Here is a 26,401-nt window from a genome sequence, read left to right on the forward strand (position 1 = left end):
TTTATATTAAGTTAAACTATCTAACTTAATATATAGTATGCTTCAGTTCCCTATTTTGTTAATAATTATTAGTGATGATCCAAAAATATTTCTTCTATAAACTTCTCAAAGTTTTCTCTTTGTGAATATTTATTGCCCTCATAAATATCTGTTGCGGTTAGTATAGTGTTATACTTTCTAGAACTTAGGGTAGGCATTTTTTTATATTCATCTTCTCCATATAAATTCCTTAAAGTCTCACCTATCCATAAAAGGCTTTCATAGTGTTTTCCGTTTGAAAATCCTCTTATTTTAGATGGGTCATTATTTATATGTCCAAAGAATAATGATTTAGCTAGCCATCCTTTACCAGCTCTGCCGCCACTTGTAGTTTTAGTCAAAACAGAATTTATATATGGTGTAAATTCTATAAAACTTCCCTTGTGTGTCTTTATACCAGCTATTGGATACCATAACCCCTTTATTTTTCCGCTATTTGTTCCAGAAGACCTGTAAAAGGCTAAGGTTACTCTTTCCAAGTCTTCATTAAACATTATATCTATATCTATTAAACCTATCATCCTAAAAGGATCTAAAGTGTAGACATTTGCCCTAAAGGTTTTAGGATACATTTTATATATGCCAACCGAATTTGGCATTATACATTCCTCCTTAATTTAGAAGTGAAATAACTTTTTTATATGCAATAAATAAAACCTTATTTATTTATCTGATTAATCTTCTTTAATTCTGCTAGATCTTTTCTAATTTCTTCAAGATTTTTATACTTACCATCAAGTCCCATAAGCCTCTTTAAAAAATGTGTTTCTTCCTCTATTAAATCAAGTTCTTCATACCAAGGCTTTTCTTCTTCTGAATATTCATCGAAATAAGATGAATAATATAAATGAATTAAAAAATCCGAGAAAAACCAATAATCTTTTTCTTTTGTATATCTTTTATTATTTATGAATCTTGCCAATCCAAAGTCAATTAATAATATTTCTTTATTTTCATTGACAATTACATTAGAAGCTCTAATATCTCGGTGTACAATATTTTTATTATGCAATTCTTCTATTAAATCTAAAAGTTTATCTGCAATTTCGTAAATGTCCTCTTTGGTAAATTCATATTGAGTCTTAGATAATATTTGATGAAAAGTATTTCCCTCCATATACTCTAATATATAACCTTCTCTATACTCATCCTTAAATCTTGAAATAAACTTAGGAAAACCAGAGCAATTATCTAAACTTCTCAATATTTTTTCCTCATAAAACAATTTTTTTCTAGTATTCTTAAGTTCTTCTACTTTCAATTGTTTTATTACACATTTTTCACCTTTATCATTTACTCCTAAATACGCAATACCATACCGTCCTTCACCTAAAAATTTCTCAATAATATATTTATATAGCACTTCTCCTTTGTTATAATACTTGTCCATATTTTTATCACCTATATTTCTTTTTAAATTTAGAATTAGACAATACTTATTAATACTGATTTGGTTATTTAGATTTCTTATAACTACATATACCATTAAAAATATTTTCAACGTAAGGGTTATACGTTGAGAATATGTTCCATTAAATCAGATCAGTATTTTTAAATGCCCTTCTTATAAATTTACAATAGGTTAATTAATGAGCTTGTACAGAATATAGCTAATGTATATTCTATATAGTTAATATATTCTATTAAAATTTTTATGTGAATAAAAAAATATAAGTATACGCCTGATATAGGATTTATTAAGCAACAAACAAGGTTAACTTTTCAACGATATGTGTAAACAACCTCAGGTTGTACTTTTAATTAATTTAAGTTATAATCTATCTATAATTGAATAGTGAATTTATGGTGCTATAATGTTTAAAAGGGAAAGCAATAATGCTACAGCCCCCGCTACTGTATACGTAGACAAATCCCAATCACTGGCTAAAAAGCTGGGAAGGTGGGAGGAGAGAGACACGTAAGTCAGGAGACCTGCCATAAGTTAGGCTAATCCTTCGGAGGGAAGGGTAGTGGCGGTATCCTTTTTTTTGTTAGGGTTTCATTTGTTATAGATAATAAGGATTACTATACCCCTATCTTTTTTGGTAGGGGTATTATTTTTTTTGAGTCAAAACAGGAGTATAACTCTAGGTAGACCAGCCTTATACTATAAAGATGTGGTTCTCATGGGACATGGAACAATATATTATGCTAATGCTTGCTATTCATGTCTTCAAAGTGTATTCAATGACAATGGGTATGGGAATGTTCATTTAGGAACAGTGGAAGGCTACCCAACGCTGCAAAACGTTATTAGAAGACTTAACAAAGATAAGATAAAGGAAATTACTTTAATTCCTTTAATGCTAGTGGCAGGAGATCATGCTAAAAATGACATGACAAGTGATGAAAAGGATTCCTGGAAGCTGGTTATACAGAATCAGGGAATCAAAGTTAACATATATTTGCATGGCTTAGGCGAAGTATCTAAATTTCAAGAAATATATTTAGACCATATTAGAGATGCTATAGAAAATAGATACGAAGGACTTGGTAAAACAAAAAAAGGTGGGATTTAAATGGCTAAAATAATGGTTCAAGGGACTGCATCTTCTGTTGGGAAGAGTATATTAGTTACTGCATTATGTAGAATATTTAAACAAGATGGATTTACAGTATGCCCTTATAAATCTCAAAATATGTCTCTAAACTCTTATATTACATTAGATGGTAAAGAAATGGCAAGAGCGCAGGTGCTTCAGGCATATGCAGCAGGACTCGAACCAGAGGCCTACATGAATCCAATCTTATTAAAGCCAAGCTCAGATAAAAAGTGCCAAGTTATTGTAAAGGGTAAGGTGTATTGTAATTCTTCAGCCCAGGAATACCATAATATGAAGCTTGAGTTTAGCGAGATGTTAAAGTTTGATTTCAAGAAAATTGAAAGGAATTTTGAAATTGTTGTAATAGAAGGAGCAGGCAGTCCCGCGGAAATTAATTTAAGAGATAGAGATATTGTAAATATGGGACTTGCGGAACTTATTGATGCACCTGTGATTTTGGTAGGTGATATAGATAAAGGAGGAGTTTTTGCAGCCTTAGCAGGAACAATGCTTTTATTAGAGGATAACGAAAAGAAAAGGGTTAAGGGTACAATTATAAATAAATTTAGGGGAGACATAGAAATACTAAAGCCTGGACTTACTATGATAGAAGATATGATAAATGTGCCATGTCTAGGAGTGGTTCCAAGCTTCAATCTACAGCTAGAAGATGAAGATGGAGCATTAGAATTCAATAAAAAAGCTACAAAGGATATTGATATTGCAGTTATAAAACTGCCTCATATATCTAATTTCACAGATTTTGATGCTCTTAAAATTGAAGATGATGTTTCTGTAAGATTTATAACTAGTAAAGAGGAGTTTGGATGCCCCGATTTACTCATAATTCCTGGAAGTAAAAATACCATTGAAGATTTACTTGCATTAAAGAATTGTGGACTTTTGGATGAGATAAAGTGCTTTGGTGAAAAAAAGACCATAATAGGTATTTGTGGTGGGTATCAAATGCTTGGAAGTGCTATTTTAGATCCTAATGAAGTAGAGACAAGCTTAAAGTATATAGAAGGTATGAAACTATTAGATATTATTACTCAGTTCGAGGATGAAAAAGTAACCACAAGAATTGAAGCTAAGTTCAATAATAATAGTATATATGGCTATGAAATACATATGGGCGTTTCAACTTATGGTAAAGATACGGAGCCATTATTCACTATGTGCACCAAAAACGGAGAAAGTGTAGACTACCCTGATGGAGCTATAAACAAACAAGGTAATATTATGGGAACATACATACACGGAATATTCGATGGTATCCCTTTTAGGGAAATGATACTAAACAAAATTCGTGAAGAAAAGGGATTGTGTTTAAAGGAAGCTAAAACTTATGAAAGTCTTAGAGAAAAGGAACTTGATAAATTAGCTCTAATAGTAAGAAATAACATAGATATGAAAAAAATATACAAGATTATAAACTTATAAAATCCCTTGAAGATTTTTAATTGTCGTAACCTTCCTTTGGAGAATATGAAGCTAACTAAAAAAATATAGAGGTGAATAAATGAAAACAATAGTTATATCTTCAAATAGTAGCGGAGGTGGAAAGACCACCATAACCCTTGGATTTATGAAGGCTCTTATGAATAGAGGGTATGCTGTGAAAGGCTATAAGGAAATTTAGAGTTACTAGAGGAATTAGGAGAAATCATCTATTTTAGTCCCTTAAATGATAGCAAACTTCCAGAAGATATTAATTTTTTATATATTGGGGGAGGTTTTCCTGAGGTATTTATAAAAGAGCTCAGTCTCAATAAATCTATGCTTTTAAGTATTAAAACTGAGTTTTTAAATGGACTGAGCTGTTACTCGGAATGTGGGGGGCTAATGTATCTTAGTGAAGCTATAGATGGAATTCCTGTAGTTGTTTTTTTTTGGAAAAGGCGAAGGCGTACTTAAATGTGGTAGGGACTTGCATATCCGTCTACAAGCGGTGGTGTGGCTCCGATGATACAGGAAGTGAAATAGTTTCAGAGATCACAGGTACCGATTTTAAACCTTGGGCTACACCTGTTATGGAAACTTTAATTGGTGGAGAAATACCTGGCGAAGTTGAGAGCTTACTCTTTTGTGTACAAACAGGTATTGGAGTTGGAATTATTTTTTTTCCTTGGAAGATTTGTAGAAAGAACTAAAAAAGAAAATTAAATAACATTAAAATTAACATGAAAATAACACTGTTGATAAATTTTTGTGCATCAATAAATTTATCAACAGTGTTATTTTATTTAGGTCTACTCAAATTTTTCTTTATTCGTATGTCGTCTCCAAAGAACTTACAAAGAGTGAAATTACCAAGTAATCTAGAAGTTAATCTCTCAGAATAGGTCTTAAGTAAATTTTCAAGAGTTAAATTAGTAGATACTAGCATTTTTTTTTGTTTCAATAACTTTGTATTTATAAGATTAAACATTTCTGTTTTAGTAAAATCTGAAAGTTGCTCAGTACCCAAATCATCTATAATGAGTAGATCACAATTTACAAGTAAGTCTTCTAAAGAATGATCATTATTAAATCTAATATCCTTTAAAGCCTTTATTAATTCTTCAGCGGTCCTATAGACTACAAAAGAACCTTTATCTATTAATTCTTTTGTAATGCAATGGGACAAAAATGTTTTCCCTGTGCCAGAACTTCCATAAAATAATAGATTTTCATCAGAGGTATCAAAATTTCTAAGAAAACTCATGGAATTGGATAAAATCTTTTCTATATTCTTTTTTGGAGATTCTGATTGGAGTTCACTTTTTCTAGAAGGATAAAAATCCATTTTAAAATTATCAAAATTATGGGTTTTTAGATTACTTTTAAGTTCGGATCCGGTATAATAAACATCTATGACTTTTTGTTTAAAGCAGGAGCATTTTACATTTCCAATAAATCCTGTGTCGCGACATTTTGTACATCTGTAATGTAAATTTAGGTACTCCATATCAAAACCGTTAGAAACTAATAGTTCTGATTTTTTCACCCTTAGATCCATAATTTTTTCTTTTAAATCACGTAAATATTCATCTCTATTATTTATACTTTTAAGTGCACTAATAGATAATTCAATGCATAACTTACCTATCTTATGATCTAGGTCAATAATTTCAGGATGAGTTCTCTCAATGTGAGCCTTCCTATCTCTAAAGTTTGCCTCTTCCTTTTGCCTTATTCCAGCATAAACGGATAATATCTTGGTTTGATACCCTTTAATCATTTTTATCCCATCCTAGTAATTTTTTCTCAAGCTCGTCAAAGTCATAAGCTCTTTGTTCGTAATCAGTAAAACTTCCCTTGGAAGGTTTGCCACCAGCGGTCTTAGGTTTATTAGTAAGTAATCGCTTTTTATCTTTTTTCTCTATATCCTCTAGAGATTTTATACCATCTTTAAACCAACTATTTAGTATTCCATCAATATATTTAAAATCTGCGCGGTTAAGCCTGTCAAAACATATGTCGCAAGCTTTAAATATAACTTCTAAAGAAAATTTATAAACATTTATCCACTTATCTAATATCTGCTCTTGAGGCTTCATTATTTCTGGTGCTTTTATTCCTAGGTAATTTAATATTTTCCTAATATTTATCCATTTATCCTCATGTTTCTTTATATATGATTGGGCATCCTCAATGTTTTTAATATTAGAATCATGCCACGCAATTGCAATGGTCTCAATGTATCTATAGTCAACTTTACCTTTTGATACACAATATTGGATTAGAAGTAGGATTAGCTCAGGGGAAAAATTAAAATCCTTTTGCCATCCTAGGTACATAGTCATCTCTTTTGGTGATAAAGGTTTTGCAAGTAGCTTCTCAATATCTTGAAGCATACCTTTTATCGAAGAATTAGCTAATTCTTCGAGTAAATTTATATTTTGAAGATTATCAGTGGGAACATCTAATAAATCCAAAAATTCAATGTTATAGTTACCCATGTTATCAATTGGAGTCATTTTAATTATGCTCTCATCATTCCAATAATTCCAGGCGTTAACAACATCGGTTTCTAGAAGTCCTAGAGTTGTTGCTATAATTTGTGAGGTAGCACCTATTTCTCCAGATGCACAATATTTTAGCCCAAGAAGATAAACTTTCACAAATTCTCCTCTAGCGTTAGGCATAAACTTATCTATAAAAATATTACTCACAGGAGTATATTTATAATTTTCATTCTTAAACATGAAAGTGCTCATAAAGTCACTACCTTCCTTTCTATATTAAAGAGTTAAATTTAAAAATCATAAAACTTAAAATTAAAGTTTATCTATGTAATGTTTATCATAAATTATACTTAAGATTTTAGTCTATAAAAATTTATTATTCAAACTACATTATACCATATAGTTAAAGGTAGGGAGAAAAGAAATACTTAAAAAATGTTTATTATTTGGTATAAAGGGAATATTAAGTAAGTAGTGAAGGAGGTATTAATTTGAATAAATTAAAACTAAGTAAAATTAATATGTGTATTGTAGTGATAACTCTTATAATTACAGTTACTATATTATATTTTAATGATTATAGGTATTATGGTTATAAAGTGTCTATAGAAAGTAATGCAATAACTTTTGTAAAAAGTAAGTCAGGGTTTAATGAAACATATAAGGAACTACAAAATGAACTTAAACTTAAATATAGCAATGTAGTTATGACTAACGATTTTACTTTAGATAAAGTAAAAGTAGATGATGATATTATGTTTACAAATGAAAGTGAACTTAAAAAAATAATGCTTAAGAAATTTGACATAGTTGTAGATGCACTTGAAATGAAATCTGATAGTAGAAAAATAGCATACGTTTCCAGCGAAAATCAAGGTAAAGAAATTTTGACTAGTATAAAACATTATTATTCGAAGACAATTAAGCCAAGTGGTATTAAGTCAGTTAATATAGAAAATAAAATCAGTTATGAAAGTGTTAAGGTTAAAACTGGAGATCTATACGAAAGTTCTGAAATAGTACGCGAAGTAATTGAATATAACGATAAATTACAAACACCACTTATGGGTGTCAAAATAGTTGCTAATATAGTTAAAGACCAAGAGGTGTTGCCTAAAACAATTATGACATCCTCAAGTGAATTAATGAGTGGCGTTAATAAAACAATCCATGAAGGCGCCTCTGGAACAAAAAAAGTTAGCAAGATTATAACATCTATTAATAATAAAGTTGTTTCCCAGGAAATTTTATCCTCACAAATTACAAAACAAGTGCAGAATAAAATGGTATCAGTTGGAACCAAAAAAAATACAACACTTGTGGCATCATCTATAAATAGTCCATCAAGAGGCAGTATAAGTTCACCCTTTGGACAGCGCTGGGGGAAAATGCATAAAGGAATCGATATAGCAGCCAGTTTTGGAGAACCTATAAGTACTGCATTAGATGGTAATGTAAGTTATGCAGGGTGGGAGACTGGATATGGTAACGTAATAAAGATTGATCACGGAGATGGCATAGAAACTATATATGCACATTGTAGTGTTATCACAGTAAAAAAAGGTGAAACAGTAAGTAGAGGCGCTAAAATAGGAGAAGTAGGAAGTACAGGTAATAGTACGGGTCCACACCTACATTTTGAGGTGAGAGAAAATGATGTTCCTATAAATCCTCAGGAATATATTAAATAAAAATAAATATATGAATAAAAAACATCTCTTTTCAGCAAAATTATATTGTGGTGAAAATTATTTTAGGCTAACAATTATATATTTTTGCATATACAATGCATTACATTTTAAAGGAGAGATGAATTTTGAAAATGATGAAGGGTAGAGAACTTGGAAATGATGAATATGAAAAACTTAAAAATGGATTAGATAGGTATGTTAAAATTGAGGGTGTAGATAGTAAACTTGTAAATATACCTACAATAGTTACAGGAATTAATGATGATGGAACCATAAGGCAAGAAGAAATCCAGTCTTATGCCAGCGAGGTAACTCAGGATAATGGAAGGGTTATAGACTAATATATAGGGATTTACCAGGCATATAACTAGATCGAATTTTCTAGTTATATGCCTTATTTAAGTAATTACGGTCAAAAATTGTTACTATTATTTCGGCGTAAAATTACCACATGATATACCGGATGATTGTTTCACTAGTATGGAAGGAATATTCTTGGTTTTAAAGCCATACAATTTGCAACCTCTAGGGAAAGATGAATCCCAAGTAATATAGTAATGTATGCATTTAGAGCAATTTATTCCTTCGCTTGCCATATCAAACTCCTTTAAAAAATATAATTAATTAAATATTAACATATTTTAGTGTGTAAAAAAATAGATATAAGTTATTTTAAACCTATATCTATTTAAAACAATAAAATTATAGCTTTGAATACTAAAAAAAATAAACTAGCAGAATTGCTAGTTATTTTCTTGAAAGTGATAAAGGATATTTCAGCTCCGCAGGAGATGAGTTCAGCTCCGCAGGAGATGAGTTCAGCTCCGCAGGAGATGATTTAACCACCTAAGGTTATATCTTGTTCATTATACCAATTTAAAGCATCTGATAAATGCTCGGGTTTAAAATCGGGCCAATAATCATCTATAACATAAAAGTCGGAATATATGGATTGTAGTGGCAAAAATCCACTAAGACGCCTTCTTCCACCCCAACGAATAATTAAATCTACTCTAGAAATATCATTAGTTTTTATACAATCAAATATATTGCTCCTTTTACTGCTTTTGTTTTGATCTAAATTACTTAGATCCCATTCCCAACCATAATTAACAAGAAAATTTAGCTTCATACCACCCTTTCCAAAAGTTTTCCGAGTGGTGAAAGGAAGTAGTTCTTTAGGAAACATAGGTGAGTTAGTATTCCCAACTACTAGAAGCTCAGCATCCTGTGTACTTAAAAGTTTTACTGCATCCACGCATGCTTTAACAAAAGCTACCCTTTGAAGGAATGGTCTTTTTGTGTTATCAGTAGTAAACCCATAATAGGTCATCTCTTTTACACCAGCATCTTTGCAAAGCTTATATAAAGACAAACCAGGATCTAGGCCAAAGGTATAGCCCTTGTCTTTTGATAAACCTTTATCTAGGGACCATCTTCTATTTCCATCGGGGATTACTCCGATATGATTTGGAACTCTCATTTTATCACCCTTTAATTGTGAATTTTTATAACTTATAAATCATAGTATATCCACTATTAATACATTAATCCATTATTTTGTGAAATTGTTAATAATTTATTCTTATTAAGTTATAAATTAGCTTATTAGTTAACTCTTAGATTTATCATTATGTAGAATAATGTTTCAAAATGCTTTTAATATATAGTTATATAGTATAATATTAGTAAAACATTGTTTAAGGTGTTTAAAATATAATCTTATTTTGAGCTTCTTAAAATTAATGGATAACATAAGAAAATTTTTTTAATAAGTTGAGGTGTGTTTATGAATAAAACAAAAAGATCTATATTTCAGTCAGCAATTAAAATTTTTTCAACTAATGGATACGATGGAGCTACTATGGACGAGATTTCAGCAAGTGCAGGAGTTGCTAAAGGTACAGTATACTATTACTTTAAAAGTAAGGATGAGGTTTTTAAATACATAATCACTGAGGGAGTAAGTTTGCTAAGGCAGCAAATAGAAAGCATTAATACAGGGGATGGCGACTATAATTTCAAATTAAGGGAATTAAGTAGGGATCAGTTAAAATTAGTATACGAAAATAGAGACTTATTTAAGGTTATAATGAGTCAAGTATGGGGAGGGAAAATAAGACACTTTGAACTCAGAGAATTATTAAAGGTGTATATGGAAGATATTGAAAAGTTCTTAATTAAGGCTATGGAGGAAGGAACCATAAAAAAATGTGATTCTTCTTTTTTAACATATACATATTTTGGAGCCCTAGCATCGGTTGGAGTTTATAATGTTGTAAAAAATGATAGTATGAAATTAGATGAAATTACAGATAATTTCATGGAACACTTATTAAATGGAATAAAATAAAATGAAAAGTAATAAGGTAATTCTAAATTATAGAATTACCTTATTACTTTTTTGTTAAAAAAACTGTTGACTTTATATTAAAATAAGGTAAAATAAATGTATACTGACCAGTCAGTCGAGAAATTATGTTTATTAAAATTCTTATAATAAATAATTTGTATAAAGGAAAAGGTGATAATATGAATTTTTTAAAAGTAGCTCAAAGAGATATTTCAAGCATATTTAGAAATAGATTTATACGAGTATCAGTAATAGCAATTATTATAGTACCACTTTTGTATAGTTTACTTTATCTTGCTGCATTTTGGGACCCATATGCAAGAATCAAGGATATGCCAGTTGCCGTAGTAAATCTTGATAAAGGAAGTACAAAAGATGGATTAAAGGTTAATTATGGGCAAGATTTGGTAAAAAACCTTAAAAGCAAGGGAGCTGTTGGATGGAAATTTGTTAAAAAACAGCAAGCTGAAGATGGAGTTAGGGGTAAAGATTATTATGCTATGTTTGTAATTCCTCAGAATTTTTCAACAAATGCTTTAAGCGCTACAAAAGGCAAACCAGAACAAGCGACTATATTGTATAGTGCAAATGAAAAGAAAAATTTTCTAGCGGCACAAATTAATGGTAAGGTCTTAGATCAACTTAAATCAGAACTAACTAAAAGTATGTCTAAGGAATACACAGCAGCGGTGTTTGATAGTTTATATGTAATTAAGGGTGGTATGAAAGCTGCTTCTGATGGAACAGAGCAGTTAGCTGATGGCTTGGTTACAGCTAAAGATGGTACGAGTCAGTTAGAGGTTGGCACAAAGCAGCTTAACAATAAACTTCCAGAATTATCGGATGGTGTAGAGAAATTACTAGCTGGTTCTACTACATTAACTAGCAAATTGGGGTCTCTTAAAAATCAAGTACCGGAAATGGCGAGTGGAGTAGGCATGCTAAGTAGCGGCGCAAATCAGTTAAACAATGGATTATTAGGGCTTAATAAGCAAGTACCAACTATGGCGACAGGTGTGCGAAAGCTTAATAGTGGAGCAGATCAATTGAATAATGGACTAGTGGCACTTAATAACCAATTACCAGCAATGGCAACAGGTGTGGGAAAACTTAATGGTGGTGCGGGTCAATTAAATAATGGGCTAGTGGCACTTAATAACCAAGTACCAGATATAGGTAAAGGTATGCGAAAGCTTAATGATGCATATAAAAATCAAATAGTACCTTCAACTAGGCAACTTAAAGATGGGGCAGCAAAGTTTGCTGTAGCTCTTGGAGCAACTAAAGATGGAGCAGTTAAGTTAAATGAGTCAGCAACTAGATTAAAGCAGGGTTCTGATCAACTTAATGCAGGATATGTTCAAATGAAAGATGGCATAAGCAATCTTAAAATTGCGAGTGCAAATGTTGCTGGGGGAGTAGATGCTTTAGTAGACAATAGTAAAACATCTCAAACAGGGCTAAAACAAGCGCAGGATCAAATTGGAGCGTTTCTAGAAGCTAATCCTGATGCGAAAAATGATGTAAACATGCAAGGCGCTTTAGCCACAATAAATTCCTTAAATAATGCGGCTACAAATAAAAACAACCAAGCGATGATGGAAGAACTTCAAGCGGGTGCACATGGAGTAGCAGAAGGGTCTAAGCAATTAGAGGCGGGATCATTGGGATTTGTTAATGGTTCGGCAGAATTTGCACAAGGTGCAGAGCAGTATTCAGCAGGGGCTGGAAGTTTTGCAGAAAAAACGAGTAGCGCTGCGGGAGTAGCAGCTCAAATTAGTGGAGGTTTAGACAAGTTATATTCTTCTATGAATGCCGAATTTGGAGATGGATTTTCACAAATTAGTAATAAAATGCCGGATTTAACGCAAGGTGTGGCAAAGCTTACTGCAGGTTCAGGAGCTTTAGCAAAAGGGTTAGATGAGCTTAATAATAAAATGCCAGCATTAACACAAGGATCGACAAAGCTTGCTACAGGTTCAGAAGCTTTATCGGGAGGTCTAGTAGAGCTTAATGATAAAATTCCAGATCTAACGCAGGGAACAGAGAAACTTGCTGTAGGTTCAGGAACTTTATCAGAAGGACTTTTGCGACTTAATCAAAAGATGCCATCTCTAGAAGATGCAGCATCAAAACTCAATGATGGTTCGGCTCGAATATCTCAAGGGATAAGTACTTTAAATGGACAATTACCATCGTTAAAAGATGGCGTGAATAAATTATATATTGGCGCCAGTAAATTAGATGATGGAGTTTTAAAGTTATCAGAAGGTTCTAAAGAACTTAATGAAAAGACAGTAGATGGATACAAAGACCTTAGCGGTAGTCTTAAAAATGATAGTAAAACTATGGCAGCTACATTTGCACAGCCTGTAGTAATTGATCAAGAACCAATAAATCCTGTTAAAACTTACGGTGAAGGATTTACTCCATATTTCATTCCTCTATCATTATGGGTAGGAGCTTTAATGATGTTCTTCGTAATTACAGATAAGGTAGATGAAGATATTACAGCAAGCCCAGCTTCTGTAGTGGCAGGTAAATTCTTATCTTATGGTGCTATAGGTTTTATGCAAGCGATGCTTGCAAGTGGGGCAGTAATGGTACTGGGTCTTAGACCAAATAATGTAGTGTTATATTTCTTATTTAATATTCTACTATCATTTGTGTTTATTGCAATTATTCAATGTTTGGTATTCTTGCTTGGACAAGTAGGAAGATTATTGTCAATTATATTATTAATTCTTCAACTTACTTCTTGCGCAGGTACATTCCCAATAGAAATTGTACCTGGATTGTTTAAAGTTTTAAATCCATTTATGCCATTTACCTATGCAGTATCTGGATTAAGAGAAGTAATAGCAGGTGCTGATTATGGAGTATTTACAAAAGACGTAACAGTACTTGCATTAATATTATTTATCTTCTTATTTATATCTATTCTAATGAAGGGTCATGCTGATAAGGCACAAAAATTCATACAAGATAGAAAAGATGCAGCATCAAATATTACTGTATAATGCATATGGTAAAATAATTAATAAAACACACGTCAATTTTGTAAATTGACGTGTGTTTTATTAAATTGAATATTTAAATATGAGTTCCTTGTGATATATCATTAAATTTCTTTCGATAGCCACACTTTCTGCATAACTCCTCAACGACTTCTCTTCTTGAAAAACCATCAAAGATGTTATTTGACCTGTCACTTTCAATTATTTGTGAAAAATCAGTTTGATGAATATTGCCTAGGCTAATGATTCCCTCACCATCCAGGCAGCAAGGAACAACTGTCCCATCTACTAATATGGCCACTTGATTTCTAAGGCCATAACAAAAGCCGGGGCTATTGTCTTCAGGTTCTATTAAAGCCGGCCACTGGAACTGCGAATCTTGGTTTAAATAGACTTTATCACAAATTTTAATGCCTTTACCGGGCACTATTTCTTCATATATTTTATAAGTTAGGTTGAAAGCTTTTTCAATTATAGAAAGCAATTCATGATTTTTGTTAGCTTTAAGATTTGTAGCATTGTCATTATCTAAATTCCATAGTCGTAGAGAAAATAAGGTATCGGTTTTATCTATAGATTCTTTAATAAAGGAAAGGATCTCATTAATGTATTCATTCTTATTAGAAGTACCTTCATTCCCATCAAAACTATGCAAGGAAAAGTTGATTTGTCTTAGTGAAGGTTTGAGCATTATTTTGCTACTAACTTTTCTGGCCAGAGTTCCATTGGTAGTTATGTTAACTTTAAAACCTTTTTCGTAACTTAAATCAAGAAATTTGTCTAAATTTGGGTGAAGAAGTGGTTCTCCTTTAACATGTAAATATATATAGTCAGTAAAAGGTTTTATTTGGACGAGGATTGCGCTAAAGGTCTCTAAACTCATAAACTCAGAGGTCCTATTTGTTTGTGGGCAAAAACTGCAAGCGAGATTACATACATCTGTAATTTCTATGTAAATTTTTTTAAATTTTTTCATATGTTATATACTCCAATCATAATAATATTCTTATAATAACAGATATGTAGATTGTATCATATAAAAAATTAAACTATGTCATTAAATCATATGATAAGGCACCTTTTAATTTTGATTAGAAATTTTATGACCACTTGAACCTGCCTTATAGCTTTTTAAAAATAGATCATAAAACTTATTTACTATTTGATAATTATCAATTTCTCCATTTAGTTTTAATACTTCTATAGCCGCTTCTATTGTGCATAAATTACCAGCCTGTGCACCTCTTCTTAAATCATATCTAGACTTGAAATTTGGCTCTAATGAAATAATTGGTAGATTATCTAAATAAGTACTTTTTCTAATTATTTTCCGCGCTTCCTTCCATGTACCGTCTATGATAATGAATACAGGGATTTTATTTGTACTTTTATATTCAACTTTTCGGTTCTTTGTCTCATAACTTTCTATTGGGAAAAGTAAAAATATATCGTAGATTTCATTTTTAAAATTTGATATTAACGCTTCGGGTATCTTAGTTCTTTCCCAAAGAAATATTTCTGTTGAAAGTGGATTAATTATCGTTAGTAACCTTGCAGTATTAGAGGCTCTATAAAATTCTTTTTGGGTAGATAGAATCCAAATTTTTGCCTCAGTCTTTATTTTCGGCGCTTTGGCACAAATGCAATTTATAATAGGAAGCCCGCACTTATTACAACTATCATATAAACTTGTTATTTGTTTTATTTTATAATTTGAGTTCATAATTCCTCCTTTTAATCCTTTGAATTTAAAATTATGTAGATATACATTATATTACCATGAAATACTATTATCAACGATATTAAACTTAAGAAGAGAGAACATAATAACATTTAACTTCATATAATATATATTAAATTTATATTGTGGGAGGAAGTATTTGAAAAGATTAAACACTGAAAAGTTGCAGGTTAATTTTGGAATGGATACAGGTGCTACACAACCAATTATACCTAGAAAATATACTCTTACTCATTCAGATATTACGGGAGAGTTATTTTTGACTATTGCACTAAAATACGATTATGAAAAAATAAGCAACATGAGGGATGAAGTTTTTGCAGAATGGAGAATTATCTATAATGAGTATGTACTTATGGCTAGTGTTATGGTGGATAAAGAAAAGAACCCAGTAATGTCAGCGGTTCGTAATAATATTTTTGTTAAAGAATTACCACTGGCATTACAGGCTATTAAATATGGAGACAGAAAATTTTTCATAGCAAATCCATATTTAGACAAAGCACCTATTTATATAAAATTTAATTCTGTTTATCCTATGTTTAATCGCATAGAATTCTGGGGCACGCCATCAGATTACAATTAATTCATGATCCATATAGCATAATTTAAAACTCCAGCAAAAGATACCCAAGCAATATATGGAACCATAAGGAATGCGGAAGGTTTATCTAACGTATAAAATTCAAAAGTAGTTAATAGAATGTATATTAATAATAGAAGCAGTTCTAGAAAAGCTATTGCATATAGTCTAAATCTAAAGAATATAATTGTCCAAAGAAAATTTAAAAATAATTGAGATCCGTACAAGATTAATGCTTTGCGATTATCTGCGCCAGATTTACCCTTCATCCAAATTCTATAAGCCGCGATAGCCATTAAAAAGAATAGTATTGTCCATACTACGGGGAAAACCCATGCAGGAGGTGAAAAGAAAGGTTTATTAAACTTTTCATAAGTACTTTGAGAATTAGTGCTTAAATAAGTACTTAGAAAACCTACACCTTGTGCGAGTAAAACACTAACAATAAGAGTAACAACACTTTTTTTACCGTCTACTTTAAAAATATTAAACATATTTATCCCTCTTTTTAAAATTATTCTTAATAAAGTTTATTGTAACTCCTTAATAAATATATCTACAATATATTTATTAAGGAGTTATTTTATAACTAAAGAGATTTTATATAATAATTTTTGCATAAAACTTAAATATTATATTAAGATGTAAAGAATATATAAATAATTTTAATAACTTAGTAAATACTAAAAAGTATGTAAATAAATAACTATAATATTGGTGGATTAGTATAAATAGTTGTAAGATTATTTTGTCTTGACATAAAATATAAAAATATATATACTTTGACTATCAAACTAGTTGAAAATTAAAGTAAAGGGAGAGGATAATTATGAAGTTACCTCCTTTAAAAATTGGAGAATTAACTGCAAGTATTCCTATAATCCAAGGCGGTATGGGGGTAGGTGTATCCCTTTCAGGTCTTGCATCAGCGGTTGCAAATGAAGGCGGAATTGGGATAATATCAACTGCTCAAATCGGATTTAAAGAAGAAGATTTCGAAGTTAATGCAAAGCAGGCAAATAAAAGAGCATTAAGGGATGAAATTAGACGCGCAAGAGAATTAAGCCCTAAGGGAATAATTGGAATAAATATTATGGTAGCTATGAATAATTATGATGAACTAACAATGGTTGCTCTAGAAGAAGGAATTGATTTAATAATATCTGGCGCAGGACTTGCACTTAATCTACCTAAAGTAGCTAAAGGTTTCAAAACAAAGCTTGCGCCAATAGTATCATCGGCAAAAGCAGCTACAGTTATATCAAAAATGTGGGATAGAAAAAACAATTGTGCCGCAGATTTAATTGTTGTTGAAGGTCCTGAAGCTGGTGGACATCTTGGTTTCTCTATGGAAGCATTGGTGGAAAAGAAAACTCAAGATTTAAAGCAAATAGTTATAGAAGTTATTGAGGCAATTAAGCCTTTTGAAGAAAAGTATAATAAAAAAATTCCTGTAGTAGCTGCTGGTGGAGTTTATACAGGAGCGGACATTGCAGAGCTTATAAAACTTGGCGCAGCTGGAGTACAAATAGCTACAAGATTTGTGGCAACAAATGAGTGTGATGCTAGTTTAGAGTTTAAAATGGCTTATATTAATTCAAAAAAAGATGATATAAAGATTGTGAAAAGTCCTGTAGGTATGCCAGGCAGAGCTATAAATAATAATTTTATGAAAATTGTATCAGATGAAGGCTGCAAGGTAAGCAAATGTTATTTATGCATAAAGGATTGTAATCCTAAAACAACACCTTATTGTATTACAGAAGCGCTAATACAAGCAGTAAAAGGCAATTTAGACAAAGGGCTTATTTTTGTGGGGAGCAATGCCTACAGAGTAGAAAAAATTGTTTCAGTTAAAGAACTTATGAATGAACTAGTGCAAGAGGCAGAACTTAATTTATAAGATTAAGGCAAGCATAAATAAACAAATTAATGTATATTTATGGTAAATTTATTGACAAATAACAATTCCATAGATATACTTTGATTATCAAAGTATATGAAATTGAAATATAGGAAATGGTGATAAACATGAGCAGATCTATTGGAGTTGTTAATGAACTTTTAGTAGAGACCTTTAGTGATATATTACAAATAGAGCAGAGGGCACTTAAAGAAGGAGTACTTAAAGACATCTCCATAACTGAAATACATACTATTTATGAAATAGGAATGTATGGGTGCAGAACAATGTCGCAAGTAGCTCAAGGGCTTAAAATCACAGTAGGGACTCTTACAACTGCTATCAACAAACTTTTGAAAAAAGGGTATGTGGATAGAAAAAGGGGAGAAGAGGATAGAAGATCAGTAATGATCGCGCTTACAAGAAAGGGAAAGCTCGCCTATAGAATACATGATACATTTCATTCTCATATGGTGCATGCAACTATAGATGGCCTAAATAAACAAGAAGAAGAAATATTAATAAAATCTCTTGAAAAATTAAATAATTTTTTTAAAGAAAAGTATAGATTATAAGGTTAAAAAGGGGGAATTAAATAATGAACGAAGTACAGATAATTGGTACAGGAAGTTATGTTCCTCTAAACATAATGACTAATCAGCAATTAGCAGAAATTGTAGATACTTCAGATGAATGGATAGTCTCTATGACAGGTATCAAGGAGAGACACATATCACAAGGTGAAAATACCTCTGATTTAGCAACAAAAGCTGCTCTTTTCGCGTTAAAAGATTCAGGCATTAAACCTGAAGACATAGATTTGATAATTCTTGCAAGTACATCACCTGATCAATTTGTTCCAGCTACTGCATGCATAGTTCAAGGGAATATTGGAGCAGTTAATGCTATGGCCTTTGACATATCAGCAGCGTGCACAGGTTTTATATTTGCACTTAACATAGCAATGCAATTTCTTAGAACAGGAGAGCGCAAGAGAGCGCTTGTAATAGGTGCTGAGGTATTATCAAAAATTGTTGATTGGACAGATAGAAACACTTGTATACTTTTTGGAGATGGTGCAGGAGCTGCAGTACTTGAGGCAGGTACAAAAAAAGGTATTATTTCTATATCTTCAGCTTCAGAAGGTAAAAAAGGTGGAGTTTTAACTTGCCCTACAGTAGATGTAAAAAACACTTTTACAAAGGGGAATGAAAACTTCAAATCAACGATAAGCATGGATGGCAAAGAGATTTTTAAATTTGCAGTAAAAACTATTGCAAGTAGTATAAGAGGAATTTTAAAAGAAAATAATTGCACACTTGAAGATATTAAATATGTTGTTTGTCATCAGGCAAATTTCAGAATTATAGATTTTGTAGTTAGAAAATTGAAGGCTGATAAAGATAAGTTTTTCGTTAATCTAGATAAATATGGTAATACATCAGCAGCAAGTATAGCTATAGCAATGGATGAAATGAATAAAAAGGATTTACTTACAGCTGGAGATAAAATTATACTTGTAGGCTTTGGTGGTGGATTAACCTACGGAGCTTCATTAATAGAATGGACAATTAGCAAATAAAATTTTAGGAGGAATTATTAATGGTATTTAAGAAAGTTAAAGATGTAATAGTTGAACAATTAGGAATAGACGAGGCAGAGGTTAAAATGGATGCAAAATTTGCAGATGATTTAGGGGTAGATTCTCTTGAAATATTTGAAATAGTAATGTCACTTGAAGAAGCATTTGAGATTGAAATACCTAACGAAGATATAGAAAACATCAAAGATGTAAAAGGAATTGTACACTATATAGAAGAAAAATTAAAATAATAGTAATTAAAGGGTTAGATAATTAGAGAGCCGGGTAGTGGTATATAAATATTTACTTTCCGGTAAATTAAAAAGTATATATTACATCGATTCTATTCCGCGTAATATATACTTTTTTTTATAATTATCTGACTCTAACTATATGTATTTAAGGAATGAGGAGGGGTAAAATGTTTAATTCCGTTTTTTTTGAAGATTTAGGTGTAAAATACCCAATAATACAAGGTGGAATGGCTTGGGTTGCGGACAGTAGCTTAGCGTCAGCAGTATCAAATGCAGGGGGGCTAGGTATAATAGCTGCAGCAAATGCACCAACTGATTATATAAGAGATGAAATTAGAAAAGCAAAGGAGTTAACAGATAAACCTTTTGGTGTTAACATAATGCTTTTAAGTGAAAATGCTGAGGAAATTGCACATCTTGTATGTGAAGAAGGCGTTAAAGTAGTTACTACAGGGGCAGGAAACCCAGGTAAATATATGGAGCTTTGGAAGTCACATGGAATTAAAGTAATACCAGTAGTGGCATCAGTTGCTCTAGCTAAACGTATGGAGAGAGCTGGAGCAGATGCAGTGATTGCAGAAGGCTGTGAATCTGGAGGACATATTGGTGAACTTACAACTATGGCACTTGTACCTCAAGTTGTTGATGGAGTTAGTATACCGGTAATTGCAGCAGGTGGAATAGGCGACGGACGAGGAGTTGCAGCAGCATTTATGCTTGGTGTTCAAGGAGTTCAAGTAGGAACAAGATTTTTAGTAGCAAATGAATGTACAATACATGAGAATTATAAAAAGAAAATATTATCCGCAAAAGATATAGATTCAGTGGTTACAGGAAGACCTACAGGTCACCCTGTTAGAGTTTTAAAAAATAAATTATCAAGACAGTTTCAAAAGCTTGAAAAGGAAAATGTTTCAGTAGAAACTTTAGAGGAACTTGGTCGAGGATGCTTACAAAGGGCAGCAAAAGAAGGCGATATTGAAATGGGATCTATTCTTGCAGGCCAAATAGCAGGTCTTGTAAAGAAAGAACAAAGTTGCAAGGAAATTATAGAAGAGATGTTTACGCAGGCAGAAGACGCAATTATAAAATTGAAATAAAAATAATAATAATAATGAAAACCGCAGCTCCACAGGAGATGATTTAACATATTTAAGGAGGGAAATTATGAGTAAAATTGCTTTTATTTTTCCCGGTCAGGGAGCCCAATATATTGGGATGGGCAAGGAATTATATGAAAATATAGATGAATGTAAAGATATATTTAACATAGCAGATAAAGAACTTAATTTTGAATTAAGTAAACTTTGTTTTGAGGGTGAAACCCAGCAGCTGAATATTACTGAGAATACTCAACCAGCTATTCTTGCAACCTCCATAGCTGCGCTTATGGCATTAAAAAAATATGGTATTAAATGTGATGTAACTGCAGGACTTAGTCTTGGAGAGTACTCAGCACTTGTTTGTAGTGGTGCTATGGATTTTAAAGATGCAATAAAACTTGTTAAAAAGCGTGGAAGATTTATGCAAGAAGCAGTACCTGTAGGAGTAGGAACTATGGCAGCTATAATGGGGCTTGAAGCGAGTTTAGTTAAGGATGCTTGTAACGAAGCTAAAGACGCTGGGATAGTTGAAATTGCTAATTTAAACTGCCCGGGACAAATAGTAATTGCCGGGGAAATAGCCGCGGTAGAACTAGCTTGCGAAAAGGCTAAAGAAAAAGGTGCTGGGCGAGCTATTCTTTTATCTGTAAGTGCACCCTTCCATTGTTCTATGTTAAAACCAGCAGCAGAAAAATTAGAGGTTGAACTTGAAAATATAAATCTTGAAGATATGGCTATTCCAGTAATGACAAATGTAAATGGTGATTATGTAAAAAGTATGGATGACATTAAAGGTAATTTAAAACTTCAAGTTATGAGTTCTGTTTTATGGGAAACAATTATAAGAAATATGATAAAAGATGGTGTTGATACTTTTGTAGAGATAGGACCAGGTAAGGTGCTTTGCGGATTTGTTAAGAAAATAGATAGAAAACTTACAGTGATTAATATAGAAGATATGGCATCTTTAGCTAAAGCAGTAGAAATTCTTAAGAAGTAGGACTGATTAAGCAGTGCAACTGATTAAGCAGTGCAACTGATTAGGAGACTATGAAGGATGTAAAGGAGCGCAAATTTATGTTAAAAGGGAAAACAGCAGTAGTTACAGGAGCTAGTCGTGGAATAGGAAGGGCTATAGCTGTAAAACTAGCAAAACTTGGAGCAAATATAGTTGTTAACTATAGAAAAAGTGAAGATGCAGTGATTGATGTAGTTAAAGAAATAGAAGCTTTAGGGGTTAAGGCGTTAGCAGTTCAGGCTGATATAAGTAATTATAGCGACGTAGAAAAGATGATGAAAAAATGTGTTGAAGAATTTGGAGGTTTAGATATTCTAGTTAATAATGCTGGAATAACAAAAGATGGTCTTTTAATGAGAATGAAAGAAGAAGACTTTGATAGTGTTATAAATACTAACCTTAAGGGTTCTTTTAACTGCACTAGGCATGTATCATCCATAATGCTTAAACAAAGAAGTGGAAGGATAATAAATATATCCTCAGTGTCAGGACTAACAGGAAATGCAGGTCAAGTAAATTACTCATCTGCGAAGGCGGGCATAATAGGTATGACAAAGTCTGTTGCTAGAGAACTTGCAGCACGGGGAGTTACTTGTAATGCAGTAGCGCCAGGATATATTCAAACAGATATGACGCAGGCTTTACCTGAGAAGGCAAAGGATGCTATAATGAGCACTATTCCATTAAAGAGACTTGGCATGCCAGAAGATGTAGCAAATGTAGTAGCATTTTTGGCGTCGGAGGAAGCTTCATACATAACAGGTCAAGTTATAAATGTTGATGGCGGAATGGTAATGTAACCTTAAAAATAGCTTATGCATTATCTATAGATGATTCATCACCTATAGGCGATGGCGCATATAAAGGCGAGGTACATCTTAATGTGCACTGCACCTTTAGGTGATAATTAAAGGAGGGTTTACTTTATGAAAAATAGAGTTGTTATAACAGGTATGGGAGCAGTTACTCCTATAGGAAATGATGTAATTAATTTTTGGGATAATATAAAAAAAGGTACTTGTGGTGTTGATGTAATTAAGTCTTTTGATATTACGAATTTTAAATGTAAGCTAGCAGCTGAGGTTAAGGATTTTGATGTGACAGTAGCACTAGATAAAAGAGAAGCTAGGAAAATGGATAAATATTGTCAATATGCAATGGTTGCAGCTGATGAAGCAATTAAAAATTCTGGACTAGATTTAGAAGCAGAGGATAGTGAAAAAATAGCTGTAATAGTTGGTTCAGGAATAGGTGGAATTGGTACTATTGAGAGAGAACATACAAAGCTTATGGAAAAGGGACCAAGTAGAGTAACACCTTACTTAATACCTATGATAATTGGTAATATGGCAGCTGGAAACATTGCAATAAAGTACGGGGCTAAAGGTATGTGTTCTAGCGTAGTTACTGCTTGTGCTACAGGAACTAATGCAATAGGAGATGCTTTTCATATGATCCAAGATTCAAGAGCAGACATAATAATAGCTGGAGGAGCAGAAGCATCAATATCTCCACTTGCTTTAGCGGGTTTTGCGTCACTAACAGCTTTAAGCAAAAGTGAAGATCCTTTAAGAGCATCAATTCCTTTTGATAAAGAGAGAGATGGTTTTATTATGGGAGACGGTGCAGGTATAGTTATACTTGAATCTTTAGAGCATGCTCAAAATAGAAATGCAAAGATTTATGCAGAGGTTAGTGGATATGGAACAACTTGCGATGCATATCATATAACTTCACCATCACCAACAGGAGAAGGCGCAGCAAGATCGATGGTAATGGCGCTTAAAGAGGCAGATATAAAGGCAGAAGAAGTATCTTACATTAATGCACATGGTACCAGTACTAAGGTTAATGATAAGTTTGAAACCACAGCTATAAAAGTTGCTTTTGGAGAATACGCATATAAGGTTCCAATAAGTTCAACAAAGTCCATGACAGGGCATTTATTAGGAGCAGCAGGGGCAATAGAAGCTATAGTATGTGCTAAAGCGTTAGAAGAAGGATTTGTACCCGCAACAATAGGATATAAGGTGCCAGATGAAGACTGTGATTTGGATTATGTTCCAAACGTAGGAAGAACCGAGGAGCTTAAATATGCGATGTCTAATTCTTTAGGTTTTGGTGGTCATAATGCTACTATATTATTAAAAAAATGGGATGGTAAATAATTATGGATTATATAAAAATTCAAGAATTAATAAAAACTGTTAGTGATTCCACTCTTACTTCTTTTGAAATTGAGACAGAAGGAATCAAAATAAAGATGGATAAAAAAGAGCAACAAGTGGTTATCGAAAAAGCAGCACCTAATAATGCGCCACAAGCATTAGCTAATCAAGGATCACAAGTTAGGGAAAATACGGAAACAAACGAAGTATATGTACAAAAATTAGAAAATGAGATAGCAAAAACTACAGAGGATTCTTCTAAGATAACACCAGATGAAAATGTATTCGTAGTTAAATCACCTATTGTTGGAACTATGTATTCTGCTCCAAGTTCTGAACTTAAGAATTTTGTGAAAGTTGGTTCGAAGGTTAAAATAGGAGATACACTTTGTATTTTAGAAGCTATGAAGCTTATGAATGAAATTGAAAGTGAAGTAGATGGAGAAATTGTGGAAGTATTAGTTTCTAATGAAGATATGGTAGAGTACGGACAGCCGTTATTCAAAATAATTGAAAACTAGTAGAATTAAGCGAGGTTAAAATCGTTTTAAGTCTACTAATTCAGTTACTTATAAGATGGAGGTAACAACATGGAAGAAATAAAAAAGACTACTTTAGATATAAAACAAATTCAAGAGATTATTCCTCATAGATATCCATTTTTGTTCGTGGATAAAGTGGAGGAATTAGAGCCAGGCATAAGAGCTGTTGGATATAAGAATGTTTCTATGAATGAGTATTTTTTCCAGGGACATTTTCCAGAGGAACCTATACTACCAGGCGTAATAATTATTGAAGCTTTAGCGCAAGTTGGGGCAGTTGCACTCCTAAGTATGGAAGACTATAAAGGTAAAATAGCCTATTTCGGAGGTATTAATAAAGCTAAATTTAGAAAAAAAGTTGTTCCAGGTGATGTACTAAAACTTGAGGTAGAGATAATTAAAATGAAGGGACCAGTTGGAATCGGTCTAGCAGTAGCAAGTGTAAATGGAGCTCGCGTTGCACAAGCTGAACTTACATTTGCAGTAGGAATATAAAAACTAAAAACACTTTAGTAAATAATTTTAAGTGTGGGGATGGTAAACAATATGTTTAAGAAGATATTAATTGCGAATAGAGGCGAAATAGCAGTAAGAATAATTCGTGCTTGTAATGAAATGGGTATTCAAACTGTTGCAGTATATTCAGATATAGATAAAGATGCTCTTCATACTCAAATGGCTGACGAAGCTGTATGTATAGGGCCCGCTAAATCCAAGGATAGTTATCTAAATATGCAGAATATTTTAAGCGCTACTGTGCTTACAGGTGCAGAAGCAATTCATCCTGGTTTTGGATTTTTATCTGAGAATAGTAAGTTTGCACAAATGTGTGAAGAATGTAATATAAAATATATAGGACCAGATTCAAGTAATATTGAAAACATGGGGAATAAGTTAAAAGCAAGAGAAATGATGATAAATGCTGGAGTACCAGTAGTTCCTGGTTCTGGTGGAGAAATTGCAAGTGAAGAAGAGGCATTAAGTGAGGCTCTAAAGATAGGCTACCCTGTAATGATAAAAGCATCAGCAGGCGGTGGTGGACGTGGAATTAGAGTTGTTAATGCGGTAGAAGAGTTAATTTCCGCTTACAATACTGCTAAAGCAGAGGCAAAAACATCATTTGGTGATGACACAATGTACATGGAAAAGTTTATAGAAGAGCCCAGACATATAGAGTTCCAGATACTTGCAGATGAGCATGGGAATGTTATTCACCTTGGTGAGAGAGATTGTTCTATTCAAAGGCGGAATCAAAAGGTAATAGAAGAGGCACCAGGAGTAGTAATGACTCCAGAACTTAGAAAACAGATGGGTGAGGTTGCAGTTAAAGCGGCTAAATCTATTAATTATAAAAATGCAGGGACTATAGAGTTTTTATTAGATAAGCATAACAAGTACTATTTTATGGAAATGAATACTCGAATACAGGTGGAACACGGAATAACTGAAATGGTAACTGGAATTGATTTAGTTAAAGCGCAAATAAAAATAGCATCAGGTCAGGTACTTCCTTATAAACAGGAGGATATAAAAATACAGGGTCATGCTATTGAATGTAGAATAAATGCAGAAAATCCTAATAAAAATTTCATGCCTTGTCCAGGTGTTATAAAATCAATTCATATTCCAGGTGGATACGGAGTGAGAATTGATAGTGCAGCTTATCAAGGATACAAAATACCACATACTTATGACTCCATGATAGCAAAATTAATTGTACATGGCAAAGATCGCGGCGAAGCGTTATGTAAAATGAGAAGTGCATTAGGAGAGTTCATAATAGAAGGCGTTGACACCAATATAGATTTTCAATTTAAAATAATAAACAATGAAAAATTTATCAAAGGAAAATTTGATACTAGTTTTATTAGCAAGGAATTTAAAAACATTTAAAAAGTATCTAAATGCATGCTG

Annotated in this window: 28 protein-coding genes, 2 pseudogenes and 1 riboswitch; of the genes and pseudogenes, 21 read left to right on the plus strand and 9 right to left on the minus strand. The window is 32.3% G+C overall.

The window, feature by feature from the left end:
• Positions 1–68: 68 nt before the first annotated feature.
• Both ACREVX_RS10330 and ACREVX_RS10335 read right to left on the minus strand, forming a co-directional pair.
• The gene (locus ACREVX_RS10330; protein ID WP_431544096.1) at positions 69–638 is read right to left on the minus strand and encodes a hypothetical protein; all 570 of its coding nucleotides are present in this window, start codon (positions 636–638) and stop codon (positions 69–71) included.
• 59 nt (positions 639–697) lie between these two features.
• Complete coding sequence (locus ACREVX_RS10335; RefSeq protein ID WP_431544097.1) at positions 698–1,429, minus strand: protein kinase domain-containing protein; 732 nt, start codon at positions 1,427–1,429, stop codon at positions 698–700.
• Positions 1,430–1,826: 397 nt separating this feature from the next.
• A riboswitch (cobalamin riboswitch) is annotated at positions 1,827–1,993 on the plus strand.
• Positions 1,994–2,102: 109 nt separating this feature from the next.
• Between ACREVX_RS10335 and ACREVX_RS10340 the strand changes: the two genes are divergently transcribed.
• From ACREVX_RS10340 to ACREVX_RS10360, 5 genes and pseudogenes are all read left to right on the plus strand, one after another.
• Positions 2,103–2,558, plus strand: a complete 456-nt coding sequence (locus ACREVX_RS10340) for a sirohydrochlorin cobaltochelatase (protein ID WP_431544098.1) — start codon at positions 2,103–2,105, stop codon at positions 2,556–2,558.
• Positions 2,559–4,025 (plus strand): cobyric acid synthase, encoded by a 1,467-nt coding sequence (locus tag ACREVX_RS10345; protein ID WP_431544099.1) that lies wholly within the window; start codon positions 2,559–2,561, stop codon positions 4,023–4,025. It begins immediately after the preceding gene.
• Positions 4,026–4,104: 79 nt separating this feature from the next.
• Positions 4,105–4,224 (plus strand): nucleotide-binding protein, encoded by a 120-nt coding sequence (locus tag ACREVX_RS10350; protein ID WP_431544100.1) that lies wholly within the window; start codon positions 4,105–4,107, stop codon positions 4,222–4,224.
• Positions 4,218–4,475: pseudogene (locus ACREVX_RS10355) on the plus strand (cobyrinate a,c-diamide synthase); the annotation flags it as partial. The gene ACREVX_RS10350 and the pseudogene ACREVX_RS10355, both read left to right, overlap by 7 nt.
• Before the next feature lie 65 nt (positions 4,476–4,540).
• Positions 4,541–4,748, plus strand: a pseudogene (locus ACREVX_RS10360) (energy-coupling factor ABC transporter substrate-binding protein); the annotation flags it as partial.
• 76 nt (positions 4,749–4,824) lie between these two features.
• Here the strand turns inward: ACREVX_RS10360 and ACREVX_RS10365 are convergent.
• Both ACREVX_RS10365 and ACREVX_RS10370 read right to left on the minus strand, forming a co-directional pair.
• Positions 4,825–5,805 carry an ATP-binding protein gene (locus tag ACREVX_RS10365; protein ID WP_431544101.1) on the minus strand — a complete coding sequence of 327 codons (981 nt, stop codon included), beginning with the start codon at positions 5,803–5,805 and terminating at the stop codon, positions 4,825–4,827.
• Positions 5,798–6,784 (minus strand): DnaD domain protein, encoded by a 987-nt coding sequence (locus ACREVX_RS10370; RefSeq protein ID WP_431544102.1) that lies wholly within the window; start codon positions 6,782–6,784, stop codon positions 5,798–5,800. The genes ACREVX_RS10365 and ACREVX_RS10370 overlap by 8 nt, the downstream gene beginning before the upstream one ends.
• 239 nt (positions 6,785–7,023) lie before the next feature.
• Between ACREVX_RS10370 and ACREVX_RS10375 the strand changes: the two genes are divergently transcribed.
• Positions 7,024–8,223 (plus strand): peptidoglycan DD-metalloendopeptidase family protein, encoded by a 1,200-nt coding sequence (locus ACREVX_RS10375; protein ID WP_431544103.1) that lies wholly within the window; start codon positions 7,024–7,026, stop codon positions 8,221–8,223.
• 125 nt (positions 8,224–8,348) lie between these two features.
• Complete coding sequence (locus tag ACREVX_RS10380) at positions 8,349–8,564, plus strand: hypothetical protein (RefSeq protein ID WP_431544104.1); 216 nt, start codon at positions 8,349–8,351, stop codon at positions 8,562–8,564.
• An 87-nt stretch (positions 8,565–8,651) separates the two neighbouring features.
• Here the strand turns inward: ACREVX_RS10380 and ACREVX_RS10385 are convergent, their stop codons facing one another.
• Both ACREVX_RS10385 and ACREVX_RS10390 read right to left on the minus strand, forming a co-directional pair.
• Positions 8,652–8,819 carry a uracil-DNA glycosylase gene (locus ACREVX_RS10385; protein ID WP_431544105.1) on the minus strand — a complete coding sequence of 56 codons (168 nt, stop codon included), beginning with the start codon at positions 8,817–8,819 and terminating at the stop codon, positions 8,652–8,654.
• Between the two features lie 242 nt (positions 8,820–9,061).
• On the minus strand, positions 9,062–9,706 hold the full coding sequence (locus tag ACREVX_RS10390) for an undecaprenyl diphosphate synthase family protein (RefSeq protein WP_431544106.1): 645 nt from the start codon (positions 9,704–9,706) through the stop codon (positions 9,062–9,064).
• Positions 9,707–10,012: 306 nt separating this feature from the next.
• Here ACREVX_RS10390 and ACREVX_RS10395 point away from each other — a divergent pair, with 306 nt between their 5' ends.
• Complete coding sequence (locus ACREVX_RS10395; protein WP_431544107.1) at positions 10,013–10,576, plus strand: TetR/AcrR family transcriptional regulator; 564 nt, start codon at positions 10,013–10,015, stop codon at positions 10,574–10,576.
• 179 nt (positions 10,577–10,755) lie between these two features.
• Positions 10,756–13,596, plus strand: coding sequence for a YhgE/Pip domain-containing protein (locus tag ACREVX_RS10400; protein WP_431544108.1), 2,841 nt, complete (start codon positions 10,756–10,758; stop codon positions 13,594–13,596).
• Between the two features lie 73 nt (positions 13,597–13,669).
• Here ACREVX_RS10400 and ACREVX_RS10405 read toward each other — a convergent pair whose 3' ends face one another.
• Positions 13,670–14,569 carry a radical SAM/SPASM domain-containing protein gene (locus ACREVX_RS10405; protein ID WP_431544109.1) on the minus strand — a complete coding sequence of 300 codons (900 nt, stop codon included), beginning with the start codon at positions 14,567–14,569 and terminating at the stop codon, positions 13,670–13,672.
• 105 nt (positions 14,570–14,674) lie between these two features.
• Positions 14,675–15,316 (minus strand): tRNA-uridine aminocarboxypropyltransferase, encoded by a 642-nt coding sequence (locus tag ACREVX_RS10410; protein WP_431544110.1) that lies wholly within the window; start codon positions 15,314–15,316, stop codon positions 14,675–14,677.
• 157 nt (positions 15,317–15,473) lie between these two features.
• On the opposite strand from ACREVX_RS10410, the gene ACREVX_RS10415 reads away from it, so the two are divergent.
• Positions 15,474–15,920, plus strand: a complete 447-nt coding sequence (locus ACREVX_RS10415) for a staygreen family protein (protein WP_431544111.1) — start codon at positions 15,474–15,476, stop codon at positions 15,918–15,920.
• Here ACREVX_RS10415 and ACREVX_RS10420 read toward each other — a convergent pair.
• Positions 15,917–16,411 carry a TspO/MBR family protein gene (locus tag ACREVX_RS10420; RefSeq protein ID WP_431544112.1) on the minus strand — a complete coding sequence of 165 codons (495 nt, stop codon included), beginning with the start codon at positions 16,409–16,411 and terminating at the stop codon, positions 15,917–15,919. The genes ACREVX_RS10415 and ACREVX_RS10420 overlap by 4 nt on opposite strands.
• 335 nt (positions 16,412–16,746) lie before the next feature.
• On the opposite strand from ACREVX_RS10420, the gene ACREVX_RS10425 reads away from it, so the two are divergent.
• The 11 genes from ACREVX_RS10425 (at position 16,747) to ACREVX_RS10475 (ending at position 26,380) form a co-directional block, all read left to right on the plus strand.
• The gene (locus tag ACREVX_RS10425; RefSeq protein ID WP_431544113.1) at positions 16,747–17,820 is read left to right on the plus strand and encodes an NAD(P)H-dependent flavin oxidoreductase; all 1,074 of its coding nucleotides are present in this window, start codon (positions 16,747–16,749) and stop codon (positions 17,818–17,820) included.
• A gap of 128 nt (positions 17,821–17,948) precedes the next feature.
• Positions 17,949–18,395 carry a MarR family winged helix-turn-helix transcriptional regulator gene (locus tag ACREVX_RS10430; protein ID WP_431544114.1) on the plus strand — a complete coding sequence of 149 codons (447 nt, stop codon included), beginning with the start codon at positions 17,949–17,951 and terminating at the stop codon, positions 18,393–18,395.
• Between the two features lie 23 nt (positions 18,396–18,418).
• Entirely contained in the window at positions 18,419–19,402 is a 984-nt protein-coding gene (locus ACREVX_RS10435; protein WP_431544115.1) for a beta-ketoacyl-ACP synthase III, read from the plus strand.
• A gap of 20 nt (positions 19,403–19,422) precedes the next feature.
• Positions 19,423–19,653 carry an acyl carrier protein gene (gene acpP, locus ACREVX_RS10440; protein ID WP_431544116.1) on the plus strand — a complete coding sequence of 77 codons (231 nt, stop codon included), beginning with the start codon at positions 19,423–19,425 and terminating at the stop codon, positions 19,651–19,653.
• Between the two features lie 170 nt (positions 19,654–19,823).
• A complete protein-coding gene (fabK, locus tag ACREVX_RS10445; RefSeq protein WP_431544117.1) occupies positions 19,824–20,756 on the plus strand; it encodes an enoyl-[acyl-carrier-protein] reductase FabK in 933 nt (310 codons plus the stop codon).
• A gap of 67 nt (positions 20,757–20,823) precedes the next feature.
• Positions 20,824–21,759, plus strand: coding sequence for an ACP S-malonyltransferase (fabD, locus tag ACREVX_RS10450; RefSeq protein ID WP_431544118.1), 936 nt, complete (start codon positions 20,824–20,826; stop codon positions 21,757–21,759).
• Positions 21,760–21,836: 77 nt separating this feature from the next.
• Positions 21,837–22,577 carry a 3-oxoacyl-[acyl-carrier-protein] reductase gene (gene fabG / locus ACREVX_RS10455; RefSeq protein WP_431544119.1) on the plus strand — a complete coding sequence of 247 codons (741 nt, stop codon included), beginning with the start codon at positions 21,837–21,839 and terminating at the stop codon, positions 22,575–22,577.
• A gap of 126 nt (positions 22,578–22,703) precedes the next feature.
• Positions 22,704–23,945 carry a beta-ketoacyl-ACP synthase II gene (gene fabF, locus ACREVX_RS10460; RefSeq protein ID WP_431544120.1) on the plus strand — a complete coding sequence of 414 codons (1,242 nt, stop codon included), beginning with the start codon at positions 22,704–22,706 and terminating at the stop codon, positions 23,943–23,945.
• 2 nt (positions 23,946–23,947) lie between these two features.
• Positions 23,948–24,466, plus strand: a complete 519-nt coding sequence (gene accB, locus ACREVX_RS10465; RefSeq protein ID WP_431544121.1) for an acetyl-CoA carboxylase biotin carboxyl carrier protein — start codon at positions 23,948–23,950, stop codon at positions 24,464–24,466.
• Positions 24,467–24,535: 69 nt separating this feature from the next.
• Positions 24,536–24,982, plus strand: a complete 447-nt coding sequence (fabZ, locus tag ACREVX_RS10470) for a 3-hydroxyacyl-ACP dehydratase FabZ (protein ID WP_431544122.1) — start codon at positions 24,536–24,538, stop codon at positions 24,980–24,982.
• Between the two features lie 51 nt (positions 24,983–25,033).
• On the plus strand, positions 25,034–26,380 hold the full coding sequence (locus ACREVX_RS10475; RefSeq protein WP_431544123.1) for an acetyl-CoA carboxylase biotin carboxylase subunit: 1,347 nt from the start codon (positions 25,034–25,036) through the stop codon (positions 26,378–26,380).
• The last annotated feature ends 21 nt before the right edge of the window (positions 26,381–26,401 follow it).

The sequence above is a fragment of the Clostridium sp. genome (genome assembly GCF_050717545.1).
Taxonomy (GTDB): domain Bacteria; phylum Bacillota; class Clostridia; order Clostridiales; family Clostridiaceae; genus Clostridium_AD.